This is a genomic window from Erythrobacter sp. JB1-4, from assembly GCF_057365025.1.
Genome location: NZ_CP200292.1, coordinates 323,019 through 339,430, shown reverse-complemented (window position 1 = coordinate 339,430; position 16,412 = coordinate 323,019). Strand labels below are relative to the sequence as shown.

The following is a 16,412-nucleotide window of genomic DNA, read 5'->3' as shown; positions in this document are numbered from 1 at the left end:
TTGCATGGAACCGAACAGCCATTGCGAGCGTTATGACAGCAATCGGGACCACAAAAACCTATATACAACTCATCGGAAACGTCAGGTTCGCGCCGTGGTGACCATGGGCCCAAAAATTGGCCTAAAAATCACCGGGTGTGGGCCGTACTTTGAGAGACCGCTATGCAAAATGTCGATCCTCGCCCGCTCGTGCGCCAAGTCAATTATGACGCTGTAATTGACAGCCATGTCGCGCCGCAAACCAAGAGCGACAAGGTCGCCTTTGCTTTCGTGAAGCTGCTGCGCTTTTTTGCCGACACCTTCTTTGCTCAGCGTTATGGCCACCGCGCCGTCGTGCTCGAAACCGTCGCAGCCGTTCCCGGCATGGTCGGCGGGCTTTGGCAGCACCTAAAAGCGCTGCGCTATATGCGCGATGATGAAGGTTGGATCCGCACTCTCCTCGATGAGGCAGAGAATGAGCGGATGCACCTCATGACCTTTATCGAGATCGCTCAACCCAACCGGTTTGAGCGCGCGCTGATCGTTGCGGTGCAGCTCATCTTCTACAATTTCTACTTCTTCCTCTACCTCTTTGCCCCGCGCACCGCGCACCGTGTGGTCGCCTATTTCGAGGAGGAAGCGGTGATCAGCTACACCGGCTACCTCGCCGAAGTGGATGCAGGCCGCCATGAGAATGTGGCCGCGCCTCAGATTGCCATCGACTATTGGCAACTTCCCCAAGACGCGCGCCTTCGCGAGGTCATTATCGCTGTTCGCGCCGATGAGGCAGAGCACCGCGATGTGAACCACAGCTTTGTCGAAGCGATCGACGCCAAGCGCGCCTGACATCGCGGCTTGACCAAAATTCTCTCCTGCTGTCAGGATGGTCCGGCAGCAGGAGAAGAATGCAATGAAAACCAGAGCCGCCGTCGCTTTCGAAGCCAAGAGACCGCTTGAGATCGTCGAGCTTGATTTGGAAGGCCCAAAGGCGGGCGAGGTTCTGGTGGAGCTTAAGGCAACGGGCATTTGCCACACCGATGCCTACACGCTGGATGGTCTTGATAGCGAAGGCATCTTCCCAAGTGTTCTGGGCCATGAAGGCTGCGGCGTGGTGCGTGAAATTGGCCCCGGTGTCACCTCAGTCGCGCCCGATGATCATGTGATCCCGCTCTACACGCCTGAATGTGGGGAGTGTAAGTTCTGCCTCTCGGGCAAGACCAATTTGTGCCAAGCGATCAGGGTGACGCAGGGGCAGGGGCTGATGCCTGATGGGACCAGCCGCATGAGCTATAAGGGTGAGACCATCTTCCATTATATGGGGTGTTCGACCTTCTCAAACTTCATCGTTCTGCCCGAGATTGCGGTGGCGAAGATCCGTACCGATGCGCCGTTTGATACCACCTGTTATGTTGGCTGCGGGGTCACGACGGGGGTGGGCGCGGTGACGAAGACTGCCAACGTACAGCCGGGTGACAATGTCGTCGTTTTTGGGCTTGGCGGGATTGGCCTCAACGTCATCCAAGGGGCTAAGTTGGCGGGCGCGAACCGGATTGTGGGCGTTGATATCAACCCTTCCAAACGAGAGTGGGGCGAGAAGTTTGGGATGACCGACTTTGTAAACCCTAAGGAGACCGCAGATGTGGTCGCGCACCTTGTCGAGATGCTCGATGGCGGCGCGGATTATTCCTTCGATTGCACGGGCAATACCGATGTGATGCGCGACGCGTTGGAGTGCTGTCACAAGGGTTGGGGCACTTCGATCATCATCGGCGTTGCGGAAGCGGGCAAAGAGATTTCCACGCGCCCCTTTCAGCTGGTGACGGGCCGCAATTGGCGCGGCACGGCCTTTGGCGGGGCAAAGGGGCGCACCGATGTGCCTGAGATCGTCGATTGGTATATGAACGGCAAGATTGAGATCGACCCGATGATCACTCACCGCCTGACCCTTGAGGAAATCAACAAGGGTTTTGACCTTATGCATGCTGGCGAGAGCATTCGAAGTGTGGTGGTGTTCTGATGGCGTCAAAGGTTACTCTTTCTGACAAGTTTGCTCTCTTCGATGAGCATTGGGCTCCGCGTTTGGCTGCGCATTACAACGGCAACGAGGTGCGTCTTGCCAAGGTGGAGGGCGAGTTTCATTGGCATTCGCATCCCGACACAGACGAGCTGTTCCTTGTGGTCGAAGGTGAGCTGGATATGGAGTTTCGAGATCGCACCGAGGTCCTCGCCCAAGGTGATTTGATCGTGGTGCCCAAGGGAACCGAGCACCGACCGTGTGCCCGCAAAGGCGAGGCAAAGCTCCTGATTATGGATGCACAAGGCACGCCCAACACAGGCGATGAGGCGACCGCTTACAAGCCTGTTGAGGTCTGACCGTGTCCCTTTCCAGGCCGGGCGAAGCGGGCCTTATCGCTGACCTTGGCGGTCTTGCGATTGCCCATCAAGTGTTTGAGCATCCAGCGGTGTTCACCGTCGAAGAGAGCCGCACAGTCAAGACCGACATGGTGTGCCTGCACACCAAGAACCTGTTTCTGAAGGATGCTGGCGGCGCGTTCTTCCTGCTAACTGTGCCAGCCGAGGCGCGGATTGACTTGAAGCGCGTTCACCCCCTCCTTCATTGCCGCCGCCTAAGTTTTGGCAAGCCCGAAGCAATGGAAGACTTGATCGGCGTGAGCCCCGGCTCCGTCACCCCTCTCGCCATGATCAATGCAGCACCAGGCGTGATCAAATTGGTATTGGATGAGGCGCTCGCGGTAGAGCAACCGGTCGGCGTCCACCCCTTGCGCAACACGGCGACAGTTACGCTCGCTGGCACCGATATCCTCAGGCTCGCCCGCCATTGGCGGCATGAACCGCAAGTGGTTGACCTACCGAAACTTTAGTTGCTCGCTTGGACAATTTTTTCATCCACTTGGCTGAGCGTTCGCAGGTCGATTAGCGTTCGAAAAGTATTACGTCCTCTGCGTCCATAAACCGCAAGTTCGCTGTTCGCGAGCATCTCTAAATGCATAATCGCATCATATGGGTTGGTGAGCTTGGCCGTTTCCTTATCGGCGATTGCGCCACCATAAAGCGTCACTTTGTCATCATCTTCTCGAATGGTGATTAGATAATATATGAACTCACCCTCATCCGACGTAGCGCGCGCACGATCGTAGCTGCTGTACATCGCGGTATCGCGAAGAGGGCCAACCTCGTTGGAAATAAAATGGGACTGCGACACTTCGCCCGGCCTATCGGGCAGGAGCGAAAAGGTCTCACCGCTTGCCCGCTCAATCAGCCAAAGGTCAGTGACAGTAACCTTCGGGCCCTTCGACAGATATCCAGCCTCTTCGCTGCGAAGCCCAAGGGTGGCTAGGTTCCATTTAGCGCCGCCTAGGGGTTCAACGCTTAATATCTTTGGTTTTATCGCTTCGACTTGCGCACCCTCTTGAGGATTGCTGCCTGTCTCGTTGCTCTCGCCACTTGCGCACGCCGAAAGCGTGAGCAGGACACAAAGCGCCGTGGTTAGAGGATATGGCTTTATCATGCATTCGCTCCCGAGATGAGATGGATGTCACACTAACCCTGCACCACCGTCTGTTCGATTGAGCCGAAAATCGAGTGGTTCTCAGCATCGCGCATTTCGATCTTCACCGTGTCACCCGGAGCCATGAAGGGCGTTTTTGCCTCGCCTTCGGCAATCGTTTCGATCATCCGGATTTCAGCGATGCAGGAGTAACCTAGCCCGCCCTCTGAGACAGGCTTGCCCGGACCGCCATCGCTGCCCTTGTTCGAGATTGTGCCAGAGCCGATGATAGTGCCTGCACAAAGGGGCCGGGTTTTCGCTGCATGCGCCACGAGCTGTGCCATGTTGAAGGTCGCATCAACGCCCACTTCAGCCCGGCCAAAGGGTTCGCCTTTATAGTCCACCATCAGCGGCAAGTGGATGAGGCTGTCCTTCCACGCATCGCCCAGCTCCTCCGGTGTAACTGCGACCGGACTAAACGCGCTGGAGGGCTTGGACTGGAAGAACCCAAAGCCCTTCGCAAGCTCACCCGGGATAAGGCCGCGCAAGGACACATCGTTGACCAGCATGATGAGCTTGATGTGATCGGCTGCATCTTCGACCGACACGCCCATCGGCACATCATCGACCACAACCGCAATCTCGCCTTCCATATCGCAGCCCCACGCGGTGTCACCCAAGGGGATGTCTGCGCGCGGTGGCAGGAAGCTGTCCGAGCCGCCCTGATACATCAGCGGATCGTGGTAAAAGCTCTCTGGCACTTCTGCGCCGCGCGCTTTGCGAACCAGTTCCACGTGGTTGATGTATGCGCTGCCATCGGCCCATTGATAGGCGCGCGGCAGGGGCGAGTGCGCCTGGCGTTCGTGGAAGCGTTCGCATGGCACCGCCTCATGCTCGACATCGGTGGCGAGCAGCTCAAGCTCAGGCTTCACCCGTTCCCAATTGTCGAGCGCTGCTTGCATGGTCGGCGCTATGTATCCGGCGGCACAGCAGCGGGCGAGGTCTTTGGACACCACGACCAGCTTGCCGTCGCGGGTTCCATCATTGAGCGTTGCGAGTTTCATATGTGACCCTCCCAGGTCGTGTGCTTTTATACGCCCTTATAATCGGGGCTATCAGGTTGGTTGTCAGGGTATGCGCGCTGGAACTCGGGCAATGCAAGGCACGCCTTCTCGATCCGCGTCAAATGGGGGTAGGGGGCAAGGTCAAATTCTAGCTTGCGCGCGTTGTACAGCTGCGGAAGCAGGACGGTTTCGAACAGGCCGGGTCGCTCGAACACAAAGTCACCGGTGCCAATTTGGGCACAACGCACCTCCACCGGGTCAAGCGTGCGCGCAAGCCAGTGGTGATACCAAGCGTTCACCTCTTCATCGCCATGCCCCAGAGGCGCGCGCAGATATTTGAGCACTTGCAGGTTGTTGAGCGCGTGGATCTCCGTCGCAATCGCATAGGCAAGCTCGCGCACGGTGTAGCGTTCTTCGATATCGGCTGGCAGCAGGCCGTACTCTGGATAGGCCTCATCCAGCCATTCCAGCATTGCCATTGACTGCACGCGATCCCGCCCATTGGCTTCGAGCATCGGAACGGAGCCAAAGGGGTTGCGGCTGGTGAAGTCTTCGCTGCTTTGCTGCGCGGTGCGAAGGTCAACCGGCACCACCTCATAATCGAGGCCCTTAAGCTCCAAGGCGATGCGCAATCTGTAGGAAGTCGAACTTCGGAAGTATGCGTGGAGTTTCATCGCGTTACCCCGGTTTTCGGGCAAAGTTTGGCACACTTGGCACACTGTCCTGAGCCGAAAAACTGCGCCTTTTGCATAGGGGCATCATCCGCCAGCGAAAAGAGCCGAGAATTGGTCATGCGCACTCTTTAACCCCTTTGCCAATTGTAGGACAGCCGCCGCATCAGCCGCCGCTTCGGACTCTGCGACAGCGACCAAGCGAGCTGTGGCATATAGTTTCGTTTGAAACTTGTTTAAGCAGCTATGGGAACCATGAGCAAGGGCTTAATTGTGGGCGCAGGCCTTATCGACCGCGTCCAGCATGCGCGCAGGCGGGCATGGTTTCATCCGCACGATGGCCTGCGGAAACTTGTCTCTGATCTCGCGCTGGGACAGGCTGCCGGAGTGGAAGATTACCGGAATGTTCTCCGCTTCCAGCGTGCGTGCGAAGTTGAAAACATTGCCATCGGCAAGCTCCACATCGAGGATGGCAGCGTCCGGCTTTTCCTTTTGAAAGGCGAGCATGGCAGAGGAAATACCGGAGTGGGGGCCTTCAACGTGAAAGCCTGCTTCTTCGACGGTTTCGCAAAGGTCATAGGCGACGATCATCTCGTCTTCGGCGATCAAAATTCTGCTGCTCATATCATGCCCCTCCCTACGATTCTGATCCCGACGATGCAGAGTGTAACAGACTTTTGACACTTCACCTATTTTTTAATCTTACCTACGCGCTCTTACCCATTGTTTCCAAAGGTCTTGCTGAAACCTGCCTCGTCGTCTGCGGCAAGGAGCTTGGCCTGTTCGACCCATTTGTCGCGGGTGATGCGGCCGCTGAACCGTCCGAGCCCTGCATCAATGCGCGCGACGTCTTCATCGCTCCATGCCGCGATTTGCGCAAAGCTTGTGATGCCTTGCTCGGCCAGGATTGTGACGAGTTTGGGGCCAAGGCCTTTGATCCGCTTAAGGTCATCTCCATTACCTGTATCGGGAGCGCTAGGTGTCTTGAGCGGTTCAGGCTTGAGCGGTTCAGGTGTAGAGGTTGTCGGTGTGATCGGCGGGCCTGCCTCTGCATCGGCGGTGGCCGAAGCCGCTGCAATTGTGTCTGCATTGGCGTTGGCCGACACGATCCCGGTGTTGAGCTCCACCGATTGCGGTGCATCGATCAATGCCTGATTGCGCGCAGCAGGGCTTGCTCCTTCATCAAGAACATCGCCCTCTTCCTTATCGACAATGGTGGTTTTGCGCGATGCCCTGACCAGCACCCAGAGCGCCACCAAAAACGCAATTCCAAGTAGGATGAACGGCAGTATCTGTTGACTGTTTTCAGGCATATCGTCTCTAAACTGATTGGAGTTCGGCCCCAGCCTTTAGCAGCTACTGCGGGCACGGCGCACCACCTTTTTTTAAGTCACCGCCAGAAACGCAGCAACCGGGCCTTTGCGAAGGTAAGCGGCGCAAGACCCGGTTGCCATTGGCCCGAAGCCAGAAGGGTTAAAGCGCTTTAGCCCCCGCCGCGCTGAACCGGGTTCACTGACCCTGCGAGCGAGTTCAATTCAAGGAATTCCTGACGCCAGAAATTGTTCTGCCGCCCGGCAAGCGTGCCGATATCTTCATGGGTGAAGCCCATCATCATATCATCGCCGCGAAGAAGCTGACCATAGGCGGCAACGGCTGCGGCAAAGGCGAAGTCTCCGCGCGGTGCGCGCGCCGTTGTGAAGGCGTCGCTCATGACGACATTTTCGAGAAGGCGCGAGCGTGAGCCATTGGGCAATTTATACCGCAGCTTCACGTGAGCAGCCTCAGCGATCCGGTCGGTGGCGGCACGCGCTGGTTGGTCTTCATAACGGCGCGGTGCAATCCAGCCCTTTTTGCCGGTAGGAACCACCTCGTAAATTGCCGTCACCTGGTGGCCTGCACCAATATCGCCTGCATCCACCGCGTCATTGTCGAAATCCTCCTCGCGAAGCGCGCGGTTTTCATAGCCGACGAGGCGGTATTGACTGATGACAGCGGGGTTGAACTCAACCTGGATTTTAACGTCTTTGGCAATGGTGAAGAGCGTCGAGCTCATCTCATCGCCTAGCACCTTTTTGGCTTCCAGAGCGCTGTCGATATAGGCGTAATTGCCGTTACCGTGGTTGGCGATTTGCTCCATCAAGGCTTCGTTGTAATTGCCCGTGCCAAAGCCAAGCGTCGTGAGTGTAATCCCCCGGTCGCGGTTCTTCTCGACCATCTCCACCAGAGCATCGCGGTCGGAGACACCGACATTAAAGTCGCCATCGGTGGCCAAAATCACGCGGTTGACGCCGCCTTTGATGAAATTGTCTTCGGCAATGTTATAAGCAAGCTCAATCCCAGCCCCGCCAGCGGTTGAGCCGCCTGCATTGAGCTGGTTCAAAGCTCTGCGGATTTGGGCGGTGTTGTTGGTGGGCTCCAGCACGAGGCCGGCAGCGCCTGCGTAAACGACGATGGAAACCTTGTCGTTCTCGCCCAGTTCCCCAGCAAGGCCTGACAATGCGGTTTTGACGAGGGGTAGCTTGTCCGGACGGCCCATCGAACCCGATACATCCATCAGGAACACAAGGTTTGAGGCGGGACGCTCATCACGCGCAATGTCATAACCGCGAAGGCCAACGCGCATGAGGTATGTGTCGTCATTCCAAGGCGTCTTGGCGACATCGATATTGGTCGTGAAGGGCGTTGATTTGCCTGTGGGGCGGTCGTAATCATAGCGGAAATAATTGATCATTTCCTCGGTCCGCACGCTGTCGCGCGGCGGCATTGCGCCTTGTCGAAGGAAACGCCGCGTGTTGGCATAGGCGCCGGTGTCGACGTCGACACTGAAAGTGCTGACAGGTTCTGCGCTGGTGAGTTTGACGGGCGAGACTTCCTCGCCATCATACTGCTCGCGGCCCGGATCGACGGGAACGACCACAGGCGGCGCGTAAATGGCTTTGCGTTCAGCCAGACCGCCTCGCACAGCGCCTGCTCGAGTGGAGCTCTCAGCAGTCGTAACCGACATAACGGCGACCGCTGAATCCTGCGTAGACTGGGGAGGGCGGCGCGAGCCCGTGACGACAATCGATTGATCTGTTTCGGCCACCGCTGGAGGAGGTGGAGGCGGCGGAGGAGGAGGTGGCGGTGGCGGCGCAATCGCAACCTCACTAGGCGCGCTGCTTGTGCTGGCGATGTCCTCTGAAGTGGTGCTGCACGCGGCAAGCAAGGCGATATTGGCAACGATAGCCGCGCCCAAAATGGTCGCTCTTTTGCCTCTGGCTCTGCCTTGAGAGACCCGTGTTCCGATCGTTTGAAGTGGCATTTGTCAGTCCTCCATTCCCACCAGTGGAGCTTGGTCTGAATGCCTTACTTGGCTCGTGAGACTTGAATTGCCCCGCGGCCCTTACCCTTCAGCATTCGGCCCTTCTCCGACGAGAAGTCAAATCCCTGTTAGCCCCGCCAATAGACCTCTCATTACAAAGATGAATGGTGCATGAGCCGCGATGAATAGGGGCATTCAGCTTGGGGTTTTCCCTCGCAGTATTGGCTATTTGGCGGCCTTTTCAGCCTCGTCAGAATCTTGCACCGGGACCACATTTTTGCGGAAGAGGACTTTATCCGACTCGTCAAAACCCCGCTTCCAGATGACCCAGAAATAGGCAGCAAATATGGCAGGGCCGCCGATAATGATCTCCACCCACTCAGGCGTGAATTCGGTGAAGAGAAAGCCGACAAGTACCGCCGGGCCCGCCGCCCAGATGAGAGCCCAGCGCCAATTGGAAACCGGCGCTTTCAAAAGCGTTTTGAGGACCATGGATTTGACCAAGCTGGCAACGCTCAACGCCACGAACAGCGCCGCTGCCGCGCCCGCTGCTTGGAAGCCCTCTGGGTAACCCCAATGTTGAATGAGCAGGATAAAACCAACCGTCAGCACCCCTTGCAAGGTGATCACGCCGACCGAAATCGCGAGATTGCGCTTTCTTGCGATGTAGACCAGCACGCTTTCGGAAACGACTGCCATCGAGGCGATGACTTCGGCGGCCAACAGGATCGCCAGAGCGCCGGTCCCGCCAACGATATCGGGCCCACCAAGTCCCATCACCGCTTCGCCCGGTATCGCGAGCGTCAAAGCAATGCCCGCCTGAAGCGCGATGATCCAAAATCCAACTTGGCGCACTTGCGAGGCGATGGCGGCCATATTGCCGGTTTTGAGATTTTTGGTGATGACGGGCGCAAGGATCGGCTCGAAACTGGTTTTGAGTTTCTGCGGCAGGCTGACGACTTCCTTTGCGAACCAGTAAATGCCCACTGTGCCAGCTGACGTGAACTGCCCGAGCAAGAATACGTCGAGAAGCCTCGTGCCGCGTTCAATCACATCTGCGCCAATCAATGGCACCGCGCGCGAGGTCATTTTGCTCAGATACCGCGGGCGGGGGCGCCATCCTTTGGGCAATCCATAGGTCTTTAGGAAGGAATAGAGCGCAGTGAAGAACGCGGCATAAATTGCCCCAAGGAATGCCAAGGCAATTCCGCCCGCAGCAAGCGCGGGCACGAAAAACAAGCCAGCGACGAGGATCGATTTGACCCAAGGCTCGACCAGCGCGCGGGCCCTCACGGTGGTCGCTATGTCATATCTATACGCCTGGGCTGCGAGCAATATCTCAGTCAGCGCAAAGGCCGGGATTGCCGCGATCATCCACATATCGAACTGGCTGCCCGTGCCGCTTGGGAAGATGATTACCGGGAAGACGATCAGCAAAAGGCACGCGAGACCTGAGAAAATGAGCGAGACCAGCATCGCATCGAACACGAGGTTGGCGGCGGTGTCTTCGTGGCTTTCAATGCCTTGTGTAAGGCGTTGTGCAAGCCCGCGTTTCTCTCCAAGAGCGCACACAAGAGCAAAGATTTCGATCACCACAAAAGCGGCGGCGAATTTGCCCATTTCCTCAACGCCGTAAAAGCGGAAACCTACAAAAAGGAACGGCAAGCCGCCGAGAAGGCGCAGGATAAACCCTAGCGTATTTGTGCGCCCACCCTTGGCAAGCGTCGCCATATCATCGCCGCCCTTATCGGCGGGCGGCAAATCGGTGGGCGAGGCGCCAGCAGAGGGGCGTGCAGGTTCGCTCAATCGATATCCGCCTGATCGCCTGCTTGTTCAGCGGTGAGGGGGCGGGCTAGCAGCCCTGCCACCACATCACGCGGCGCTTCGCCTTCGAGGATGGCGTTTACGGCGGTCACAATCGGCATCGGAATTTGGCGGTCCTTGGCAAGGCCAGCCAGCACAGGCGCTGTGTGTGCGCCTTCCGCCACTGTGGTGCGGTCCGCCATCAATTCCGCTGCCGTCTTGCCTTCGCCAAGCGCTTTGCCCAGCGAGAAGTTGCGGCTGGAGGTGGAGGAACAGGTCAGCACCAGATCGCCAAGCCCGCATAGGCCGGACAGCGTCTCGCTTTGCGCGCCCAAGACCTCGCCAAACCGAAGCATCTCGGCAAATCCGCGTGAGATCAGCGAGGCGCGCGCGTTCTGGCCAAGGCCAAGCCCGTCGACAACACCGCAAGCTATCGCGAGCACATTCTTGATCGAGCCGCCAATTTCAGCGCCCGTCACATCGTCTGAGTAGTACGGGCGAAAAGTGGGCCGTGCGATGGCTGGTGAAAGCCGGTCCCATTGATCGCGTCCGCCTTCGCAGGCGAGGGTAACCGCTGTGGGGAGGCCATCTGCGACTTCATGTGCGAATGTGGGGCCTGATAGCACCGCGATTTCGCTTCCCGGAGAAGCGGCGCGGGCCACATCGTTCATCAGCCTACCAGTGCCCGCTTCGATGCCCTTGGAGCATAGAACGAGGTCGCGCGGCGGCTTGGCCAGACCCTCAAGCACGCGGCCCAAGACCTGAGCCGGGGTGACCGCAAGCGCGATATCGATTGCAGCAAATTCGTTGAGGTCGCCGGTTGCGCGGATGTTTGGTGCAAGCTTTGCGCTGGGTAGATATTGCGGGTTGCGGTGGTCTGTGTTGATTGCTTCAACCACTTCGGGTTCGAACGCCCACAACAGGACGTCTCGCCCGTCGCTCGCTAGCATTTGGGCAAGCGCTGTACCCCATGCCCCTGCTCCGATAACGCCAATCGTCATGCCTTCACTCCTGCACCGCGCACCGTTTCAGCATCCGGGTCAAGTGGCCAGCGCGGCCTTGCTTTAAGGTCCAACGGATCGCCTGCAAATTCTGGGTCAGTGATAAGCCGCTCGCATCCCGCCCAAGCGATCATTGCCGCATTATCGGTGCACAGTTTGAGCGGCGGGGCGACGAATTGCATCGCGTGGCGGCTTGCCAACGCCTCCAGAGCGCTGCGGATCGTTTGGTTTGCAGCCACACCGCCTGCAACCACGAGGGCAGGGTGAGAGCCAGCCTTGCCTAGCGCCATTTCAAGGCGGTCAATCAGGCAATCAACGGCGGCCTGCTGGAAGCTAGCGGCAAGGTCGGCGGGTTCGTATTTGCCGCTTTCGAAAGCACGCAGAACCGCGCTTTTCAGGCCAGCAAAGGAGAAATGCGGTTCTTTCGATCCTTTAAGAGGCCGGGGAAGGGGCACAGCCTTCGCATCGCCTTGCAATGCCAGTTTCTCAACCGCTGGACCGCCCGGATAGCCGAGGCCCAATATCTTGGCAGTCTTGTCGAAAGCCTCGCCCAAAGCATCGTCGATGGTCGTGGCAAGGCGGCGATATTGGCCAACGCCCTCAACGCTCAAAATCTGGCAGTGTCCGCCGGACACAAGCAGCAAGAGATAGGGAAACTCCAGCCCCTCATCAGCAAGCCGAGGCGAAAGCGCATGGCCTTCCAAATGGTTCACCGCAATGAGCGGCTTGCCCGAGGCCATCGCCAGCGCCTTACCGCTGACAAGGCCCACCATTACGCCCCCAATCAGCCCTGGACCAGCGGTTGCAGCGATGGCATCCACTTCGCCAAGCGCCATGCCGGCATCCGCCAGAACCACTTCAAGCATCGGTGCCAAACGCTCAGCATGGGCGCGTGCGGCAATCTCGGGCACGACACCGCCATAAGGCGCGTGCTCTTCCTCTTGGCTCGCAATGCGTTCTGCCAGAATGCGCCGATCCGACGTGACAATCGCCACCGCCGTCTCATCGCAGCTCGATTCAATGCCCAAAACTATGTGTGGTTTTGATCCCATGCCGCTTCCATCTAGTGGCTGTGCCCGCTAGAGCAAGCGCGACGGGAGACTTGATTGGTGAATGAGGACACTGACACAGCGGTGAAGCTGCGGCTTGGAACGCGCAATTCGCCGCTTGCCATGGCGCAAGCTTATGAGACGCGCGAGCGTTTGTGTGCAGCGCATGGCTGGGATGAAGCGCAGGTTGAGCTAGTTCCTGTATTGGCGAGCGGGGACAGAGTTCTCGACCGGCCACTGGCGGAAATCGGCGGGAAAGCGCTTTGGACCAAAGAGCTCGATGTGTGGCTGGGTGAGGGACGCATTGATGTGTCTGTGCACTCGGCCAAGGATGTGGAGACGATCCGGCCTGATGAGTTCGGGTTTGGCGCTGTGCTGCCGCGCGCTGACCGGCGCGACAGTCTGGTGGGCGCAAAAAGCATTGCTGATATTCCTCAAGGTGCGGTTGTGGGCACGTCTGCCCCGCGCCGCGCGTCGCAGCTTTTGAACCTTCGCCCTGACTGCAAGGTTGTGACCTTCCGCGGCAATGTGGCGACAAGGCTTGGCAAACTTGAGGCGGGCGAGGCGGATGTGACTTTCCTTGCAGCGGCTGGTCTTGAGCGTTTGGGCGAAAGCGCAGTGGGTTCACCGCTTGAGGTGGATGAATGGATACCGGCAGCAGCTCAAGGTGCGATTGTGCTGGAATGCCGTGCAGGTGATGACACCACCAAAGCAGCGCTTGCAGCGATTGATGACCGTGGCACCCGCGTCGAGCTTGAAGCGGAACGCGCGCTTTTGGCGCAGCTTGGCGGGACCTGCCATTCGCCAATTGCCGTCTTGTGCCAGCCCGGCGGCGAGGGGCTGACGATGCGCGCGGCACTTTTCAGCCCCGATGGCAGCGAGCGAGTGGAGGGTGAGGCCGTGTTCGATGCGCTGGATTTGGCTCCCGTAAAGGCGCTGGCCAAGGACCTCCTCACAAAGGCAACTCCAGCAATTGCAGAACATTTCGGCGGGCCGGCCTGAGCGCGGTTGATGGCGGGGATGCTCCTTGTTGTGCGACCCGAACCCGGTCTCACCGCAACGCTTGGTGCAGCCAAGCGGATGGGGCTCAACGCCATAGGATATCCGCTGTTTGAGATACGCCCGGTGGGCTGGCAATGCCCCGATCCAGCCGATGTTGATGCACTCCTTATCGGAAGCGCCAATGCAATTCGGCACGGCGGGGAGGCTTTGCACGGGTTCACCGGCAAACCTATCCACGCCGTTGGCAAGGCGACTGCCGAGGCTGCGCAAGACGCAGGGTTCACCATCGCGTCGGTTGGTGCGGGCGGATTGCAAAATGTCCTCAATGAGGTGCCCGCTGGAACTAAGCTCCTTCGGCTTGCGGGCGCTGAACATGTGCCGCTTGAGGCTCCGCAAGGTGTCACCGTTGATACTCGCATTGTTTACGAAGCCGCCGCGTTAGAGCTCCCCGAACCATTGCGCGCGCTTCAGGAATTGGGGCTCACCGTGCTCCTGCATTCAGCGGCCGCAGCGCGTCAATTCGATTGCGAGGCGCGGCGCATGGCACTGCACCGGGGGCGCATTTCGCTGATCACGATTGGACCACGCGTGGCGTCCGCTGCGGGCAAGGGATGGGCGGATATCCACGTTTGTGAGGCACCAAATGATGCCGCGATGTTGGAATTGGCGGCCCAAGCGTCCATATAGATGTAACAAGCCTGCATTTGCCTCGGCAGAAAACACAAATTGCGCCGGGGCAATCACAAGAACGGGCACGTGAAGGTAACCCGATATGGACTCAAAATTCGGCAGCCGCAGAAAACCAGCCTCAACGGGGCGGTTTCTTGCCGCTGCGCTTGCCTCTTTTGGCGTAGGCGGCGCGCTTGTCGGCTATGTCGTATGGTACAATATGCAGCCAGATGAAGCGGTTATTGCAGCGGCGGACAGCCCGCCTGCATTGCCAGCTGCTGCCCCTGTCGAAGGCGAAACGCTTCCCAGCCCAACAGGGACCACCACCGCTGCGCCCACGCCATTGGCAGAGGCTGCTGCCGCACTCGAAGATGGTGATACCGAGGGTGCAGCCGATGTTGTGCGCGGTGTCGTCGATCAACAAGGCGGCATCGATTCTCCGTCTTGCCGCCGCTGAACAACGCCTCGCGCGGTTAGACTTGCAAGCCCAAGCTGCTGCCGGAAATGCGGCACGCGCAGAGGGTCTTCTGATCGCCTTTGCGACCAGGCGCGCGGTCGAACGCGGGGCAGAGCTTGGTTATTTGGCGGACCAATTGCGCCTGCGTTTCTCTGACCAATGGCCCAATGCCGTCACCACAATCATCAGCTTTTCGCGCGATCCGTTGCGCGTCGACAATTTGACAGCGCGCCTTGATGGGCTTGGTCCTCAATTGGTCAGTCAGGAAGAGGGCATGAGCTGGGCACGCATTCAACGCGAGTTTGGTGAGCTGTTTGTCGTGCGCCGTGAAAGCACGCCTTCGCCGCAGCCGCAATTGCGGCTTGAAAGAGCGCGCACCGCTTTGGAACAAGGGCGCTACCAGAACGCGATTGATGAGATCAAAGGCATGCCCGGCGCGGCGCAGGCTGAGGCATGGATCGCCGATGCTGAGCGTTTCAAGGCCGCGATGGAAGCGCTTGAAGTGATCGAGACTGCAGCGGTGCTTGACCAAAGCGGACTTCGCGATGGGGCAGGCAATGTTGTAAGTCAGCCTAGTCCGCTTGATGGCGATAATTAAGCACGTAGGAGTTCAGGCAAATCGCCAGAGACACCGCGCGCCTCGTCCATAAAGAAGGTCTTGAGCAATGGCGTGCGCTGGACCGCCGCCATGCCCAGACGCCGCACCGCGCTGGCGGCCCCGGTTGGCACCCCGAACAGACGTGTCAGGCCGTCGGTGGCCAGCGCCACCATAAAGCTGTCGAGCCCACGCCATGTCTCATATCGCTTAAGGAGTTCCGGATCGCCCGGATCAAGCCCGATACGCGCGCCTTCAACCAACACCTGAACCAAAGCGCCCACATCACGAAGCCCAAGGTTCAATCCTTGGCCTGCGATTGGGTGGATACCGTGTGCTGAATCGCCGATAAGAGCGAGGCGCTCGCCTGTAATCTTGGCCGTGTGGTGGAAACCCAAAGGCCAGCTAGAGCGCGCACCCACGCTTGTAACTTCGCCCAGGATATCGCCCATACGCTTTTGCACCTCAGCCATAAACGCCCGGTCGCCAAGCTTGGTAACGCCCTTGCCGTCCTCTTCGGAGACCGTCCAAACAAGGCTTGAGCGGTGAGTGCCGTCTGCATCATCCTTCATCGGGAGGAGGGCGAAGGGCCCTGCTGGATAGAAGATTTCCCAAGCGACATTGTCGTGGGGTTTGGAGTGCGTAAGCCCTGCGATGATCGCGCGGTGTTTATAATCCCATTTTGCGATTGAGATGCCCGCACCATCGCGGGTTGGCGATTGACGCCCTTCAGCGGCAATCATCAAGCGGCCTTTGAGCTTGCGCCCATCCGCTAAGACAGCCGCAACGCCAAATTCGCTTCGCTCGCGCTCTACAATCTCGGCCTTTGACGCCCAGTGGATCAGTGGCTCCTGTGCCGCCGCTTCAAACAAAGCCAAGCGCAAACGCCGGTTCGGAAACATCCGGCCCAGCGTGCCCTCGTGTGGTTCAGGGGTGAAGTCCAAGCGCCCCGGCTTATTCTGATCGGTCACTGCAATGCTGGCGATATCGCAGGCGAACGGTTCGAGATAATCGGCAATCCCGATGTTTTCAAACAGATGCCAGCTCGCGGTTGAAATAGCGGTCGCGCGGTCGTCAAAGCCTTCTCTGGTAAGGTCTGCCGGGTCTGCGCGGTCGATGACATGGCTGGAAATGCCCTGTTTTGCCGCTGCTAAGGCAAGCGCCATACCCACAAGGCCTCCGCCTAAAATCAAGAGGTCGCGGGTTTGGGTTTCAGCTGAAGTGGTCATGGTAATCTGTGTAACTCTTCAAGTTCTCTTTGCGAAGACTAATTAGCGCGTTAGGGCCATAGATGGTCTTCCACCCGAACCGAG

General features: G+C 58.5%; 18 protein-coding genes. 8 read left to right on the top strand and 10 right to left on the bottom strand.

The window, feature by feature from the left end:
• The first annotated feature begins 162 nt into the window (after nucleotides 1–162).
• The 4 genes from AC0V61_RS01745 (at nucleotide 163) to AC0V61_RS01730 (ending at nucleotide 2,861) form a co-directional block, all read left to right on the top strand.
• Nucleotides 163–825: an alternative oxidase gene (locus AC0V61_RS01745; RefSeq protein WP_486155542.1), complete on the top strand. Its 663-nt coding sequence runs from the start codon at nucleotides 163–165 to the stop codon at nucleotides 823–825.
• 64 nt (nucleotides 826–889) lie between these two features.
• The gene (locus AC0V61_RS01740; protein ID WP_486155541.1) at nucleotides 890–1,996 is read left to right on the top strand and encodes an S-(hydroxymethyl)glutathione dehydrogenase/class III alcohol dehydrogenase; all 1,107 of its coding nucleotides are present in this window, start codon (nucleotides 890–892) and stop codon (nucleotides 1,994–1,996) included.
• A complete protein-coding gene (locus tag AC0V61_RS01735; protein WP_486155540.1) occupies nucleotides 1,996–2,352 on the top strand; it encodes a cupin domain-containing protein in 357 nt (118 codons plus the stop codon). The genes AC0V61_RS01740 and AC0V61_RS01735 overlap by 1 nt, the downstream gene beginning before the upstream one ends.
• A 2-nt stretch (nucleotides 2,353–2,354) precedes the next feature.
• A complete protein-coding gene (locus AC0V61_RS01730) occupies nucleotides 2,355–2,861 on the top strand; it encodes a prolyl-tRNA synthetase associated domain-containing protein (RefSeq protein WP_486155539.1) in 507 nt (168 codons plus the stop codon).
• Here AC0V61_RS01730 and AC0V61_RS01725 read toward each other — a convergent pair.
• From AC0V61_RS01725 to tsaD, 9 genes are all read right to left on the bottom strand, one after another.
• Nucleotides 2,858–3,508, bottom strand: a complete 651-nt coding sequence (locus AC0V61_RS01725) for a hypothetical protein (protein WP_486155538.1) — start codon at nucleotides 3,506–3,508, stop codon at nucleotides 2,858–2,860. The genes AC0V61_RS01730 and AC0V61_RS01725 overlap by 4 nt on opposite strands.
• 32 nt (nucleotides 3,509–3,540) lie before the next feature.
• Nucleotides 3,541–4,551, bottom strand: a complete 1,011-nt coding sequence (locus AC0V61_RS01720; RefSeq protein ID WP_486155537.1) for a fumarylacetoacetate hydrolase family protein — start codon at nucleotides 4,549–4,551, stop codon at nucleotides 3,541–3,543.
• Between the two features lie 26 nt (nucleotides 4,552–4,577).
• A complete protein-coding gene (gene maiA, locus AC0V61_RS01715; protein ID WP_486155536.1) occupies nucleotides 4,578–5,225 on the bottom strand; it encodes a maleylacetoacetate isomerase in 648 nt (215 codons plus the stop codon).
• Nucleotides 5,226–5,489: 264 nt separating this feature from the next.
• Nucleotides 5,490–5,846, bottom strand: coding sequence for a response regulator (locus AC0V61_RS01710; RefSeq protein ID WP_486155535.1), 357 nt, complete (start codon nucleotides 5,844–5,846; stop codon nucleotides 5,490–5,492).
• Nucleotides 5,847–5,938: 92 nt separating this feature from the next.
• On the bottom strand, nucleotides 5,939–6,535 hold the full coding sequence (locus tag AC0V61_RS01705) for a helix-hairpin-helix domain-containing protein (RefSeq protein WP_486155534.1): 597 nt from the start codon (nucleotides 6,533–6,535) through the stop codon (nucleotides 5,939–5,941).
• Nucleotides 6,536–6,705: 170 nt separating this feature from the next.
• Nucleotides 6,706–8,523 carry a vWA domain-containing protein gene (locus AC0V61_RS01700; RefSeq protein ID WP_486155533.1) on the bottom strand — a complete coding sequence of 606 codons (1,818 nt, stop codon included), beginning with the start codon at nucleotides 8,521–8,523 and terminating at the stop codon, nucleotides 6,706–6,708.
• Nucleotides 8,524–8,748: 225 nt separating this feature from the next.
• The gene (locus tag AC0V61_RS01695) at nucleotides 8,749–10,254 is read right to left on the bottom strand and encodes a lipopolysaccharide biosynthesis protein (RefSeq protein WP_486159425.1); all 1,506 of its coding nucleotides are present in this window, start codon (nucleotides 10,252–10,254) and stop codon (nucleotides 8,749–8,751) included.
• Between the two features lie 71 nt (nucleotides 10,255–10,325).
• Nucleotides 10,326–11,327: an NAD(P)H-dependent glycerol-3-phosphate dehydrogenase gene (locus AC0V61_RS01690; RefSeq protein ID WP_486155531.1), complete on the bottom strand. Its 1,002-nt coding sequence runs from the start codon at nucleotides 11,325–11,327 to the stop codon at nucleotides 10,326–10,328.
• Entirely contained in the window at nucleotides 11,324–12,379 is a 1,056-nt protein-coding gene (gene tsaD, locus AC0V61_RS01685; protein ID WP_486155530.1) for a tRNA (adenosine(37)-N6)-threonylcarbamoyltransferase complex transferase subunit TsaD, read from the bottom strand. The genes AC0V61_RS01690 and tsaD overlap by 4 nt, the downstream gene beginning before the upstream one ends.
• Nucleotides 12,380–12,466: 87 nt before the next feature.
• Between tsaD and hemC the strand changes: the two genes are divergently transcribed.
• From hemC to AC0V61_RS01665, 4 genes are all read left to right on the top strand, one after another.
• Nucleotides 12,467–13,378, top strand: a complete 912-nt coding sequence (gene hemC / locus AC0V61_RS01680) for a hydroxymethylbilane synthase (protein ID WP_486159423.1) — start codon at nucleotides 12,467–12,469, stop codon at nucleotides 13,376–13,378.
• Between the two features lie 9 nt (nucleotides 13,379–13,387).
• The gene (locus AC0V61_RS01675) at nucleotides 13,388–14,065 is read left to right on the top strand and encodes a uroporphyrinogen-III synthase (protein WP_486155528.1); all 678 of its coding nucleotides are present in this window, start codon (nucleotides 13,388–13,390) and stop codon (nucleotides 14,063–14,065) included.
• 85 nt (nucleotides 14,066–14,150) lie between these two features.
• Nucleotides 14,151–14,504, top strand: coding sequence for a hypothetical protein (locus AC0V61_RS01670; protein ID WP_486155526.1), 354 nt, complete (start codon nucleotides 14,151–14,153; stop codon nucleotides 14,502–14,504).
• Nucleotides 14,443–15,102, top strand: coding sequence for a hypothetical protein (locus tag AC0V61_RS01665; protein WP_486155525.1), 660 nt, complete (start codon nucleotides 14,443–14,445; stop codon nucleotides 15,100–15,102). Before AC0V61_RS01670 ends, AC0V61_RS01665 begins: the two co-directional genes overlap by 62 nt.
• Here the strand turns inward: AC0V61_RS01665 and AC0V61_RS01660 are convergent.
• Nucleotides 15,099–16,328 carry an FAD-dependent monooxygenase gene (locus AC0V61_RS01660; RefSeq protein ID WP_486155524.1) on the bottom strand — a complete coding sequence of 410 codons (1,230 nt, stop codon included), beginning with the start codon at nucleotides 16,326–16,328 and terminating at the stop codon, nucleotides 15,099–15,101. The genes AC0V61_RS01665 and AC0V61_RS01660 overlap by 4 nt on opposite strands.
• Nucleotides 16,329–16,412: the final 84 nt, after the last annotated feature.

What these genes read in the sequence shown, in the direction of transcription:
- AC0V61_RS01710 (WP_486155535.1), bottom strand. Translation starts at nt 5,846, where the DNA reads ATGAGCAGCAGAATTTTGATCGCCGAAGACGAGATGATCGTCGCCTAT.
- tsaD (WP_486155530.1), bottom strand. Translation starts at nt 12,379, where the DNA reads ATGGGATCAAAACCACACATAGTTTTGGGCATTGAATCGAGCTGCGAT.
- AC0V61_RS01675 (WP_486155528.1), top strand. Translation starts at nt 13,388, where the DNA reads ATGGCGGGGATGCTCCTTGTTGTGCGACCCGAACCCGGTCTCACCGCA.
- AC0V61_RS01705 (WP_486155534.1), bottom strand. Translation starts at nt 6,535, where the DNA reads ATGCCTGAAAACAGTCAACAGATACTGCCGTTCATCCTACTTGGAATT.
- AC0V61_RS01740 (WP_486155541.1), top strand. Translation starts at nt 890, where the DNA reads ATGAAAACCAGAGCCGCCGTCGCTTTCGAAGCCAAGAGACCGCTTGAG.
- AC0V61_RS01690 (WP_486155531.1), bottom strand. Translation starts at nt 11,327, where the DNA reads ATGACGATTGGCGTTATCGGAGCAGGGGCATGGGGTACAGCGCTTGCC.
- AC0V61_RS01745 (WP_486155542.1), top strand. Translation starts at nt 163, where the DNA reads ATGCAAAATGTCGATCCTCGCCCGCTCGTGCGCCAAGTCAATTATGAC.
- AC0V61_RS01720 (WP_486155537.1), bottom strand. Translation starts at nt 4,551, where the DNA reads ATGAAACTCGCAACGCTCAATGATGGAACCCGCGACGGCAAGCTGGTC.
- AC0V61_RS01665 (WP_486155525.1), top strand. Translation starts at nt 14,443, where the DNA reads ATGTTGTGCGCGGTGTCGTCGATCAACAAGGCGGCATCGATTCTCCGT.
- AC0V61_RS01725 (WP_486155538.1), bottom strand. Translation starts at nt 3,508, where the DNA reads ATGATAAAGCCATATCCTCTAACCACGGCGCTTTGTGTCCTGCTCACG.
- AC0V61_RS01660 (WP_486155524.1), bottom strand. Translation starts at nt 16,328, where the DNA reads ATGACCACTTCAGCTGAAACCCAAACCCGCGACCTCTTGATTTTAGGC.
- AC0V61_RS01735 (WP_486155540.1), top strand. Translation starts at nt 1,996, where the DNA reads ATGGCGTCAAAGGTTACTCTTTCTGACAAGTTTGCTCTCTTCGATGAG.
- maiA (WP_486155536.1), bottom strand. Translation starts at nt 5,225, where the DNA reads ATGAAACTCCACGCATACTTCCGAAGTTCGACTTCCTACAGATTGCGC.
- AC0V61_RS01670 (WP_486155526.1), top strand. Translation starts at nt 14,151, where the DNA reads ATGGACTCAAAATTCGGCAGCCGCAGAAAACCAGCCTCAACGGGGCGG.
- AC0V61_RS01695 (WP_486159425.1), bottom strand. Translation starts at nt 10,254, where the DNA reads ATGGCGACGCTTGCCAAGGGTGGGCGCACAAATACGCTAGGGTTTATC.
- AC0V61_RS01700 (WP_486155533.1), bottom strand. Translation starts at nt 8,523, where the DNA reads ATGCCACTTCAAACGATCGGAACACGGGTCTCTCAAGGCAGAGCCAGA.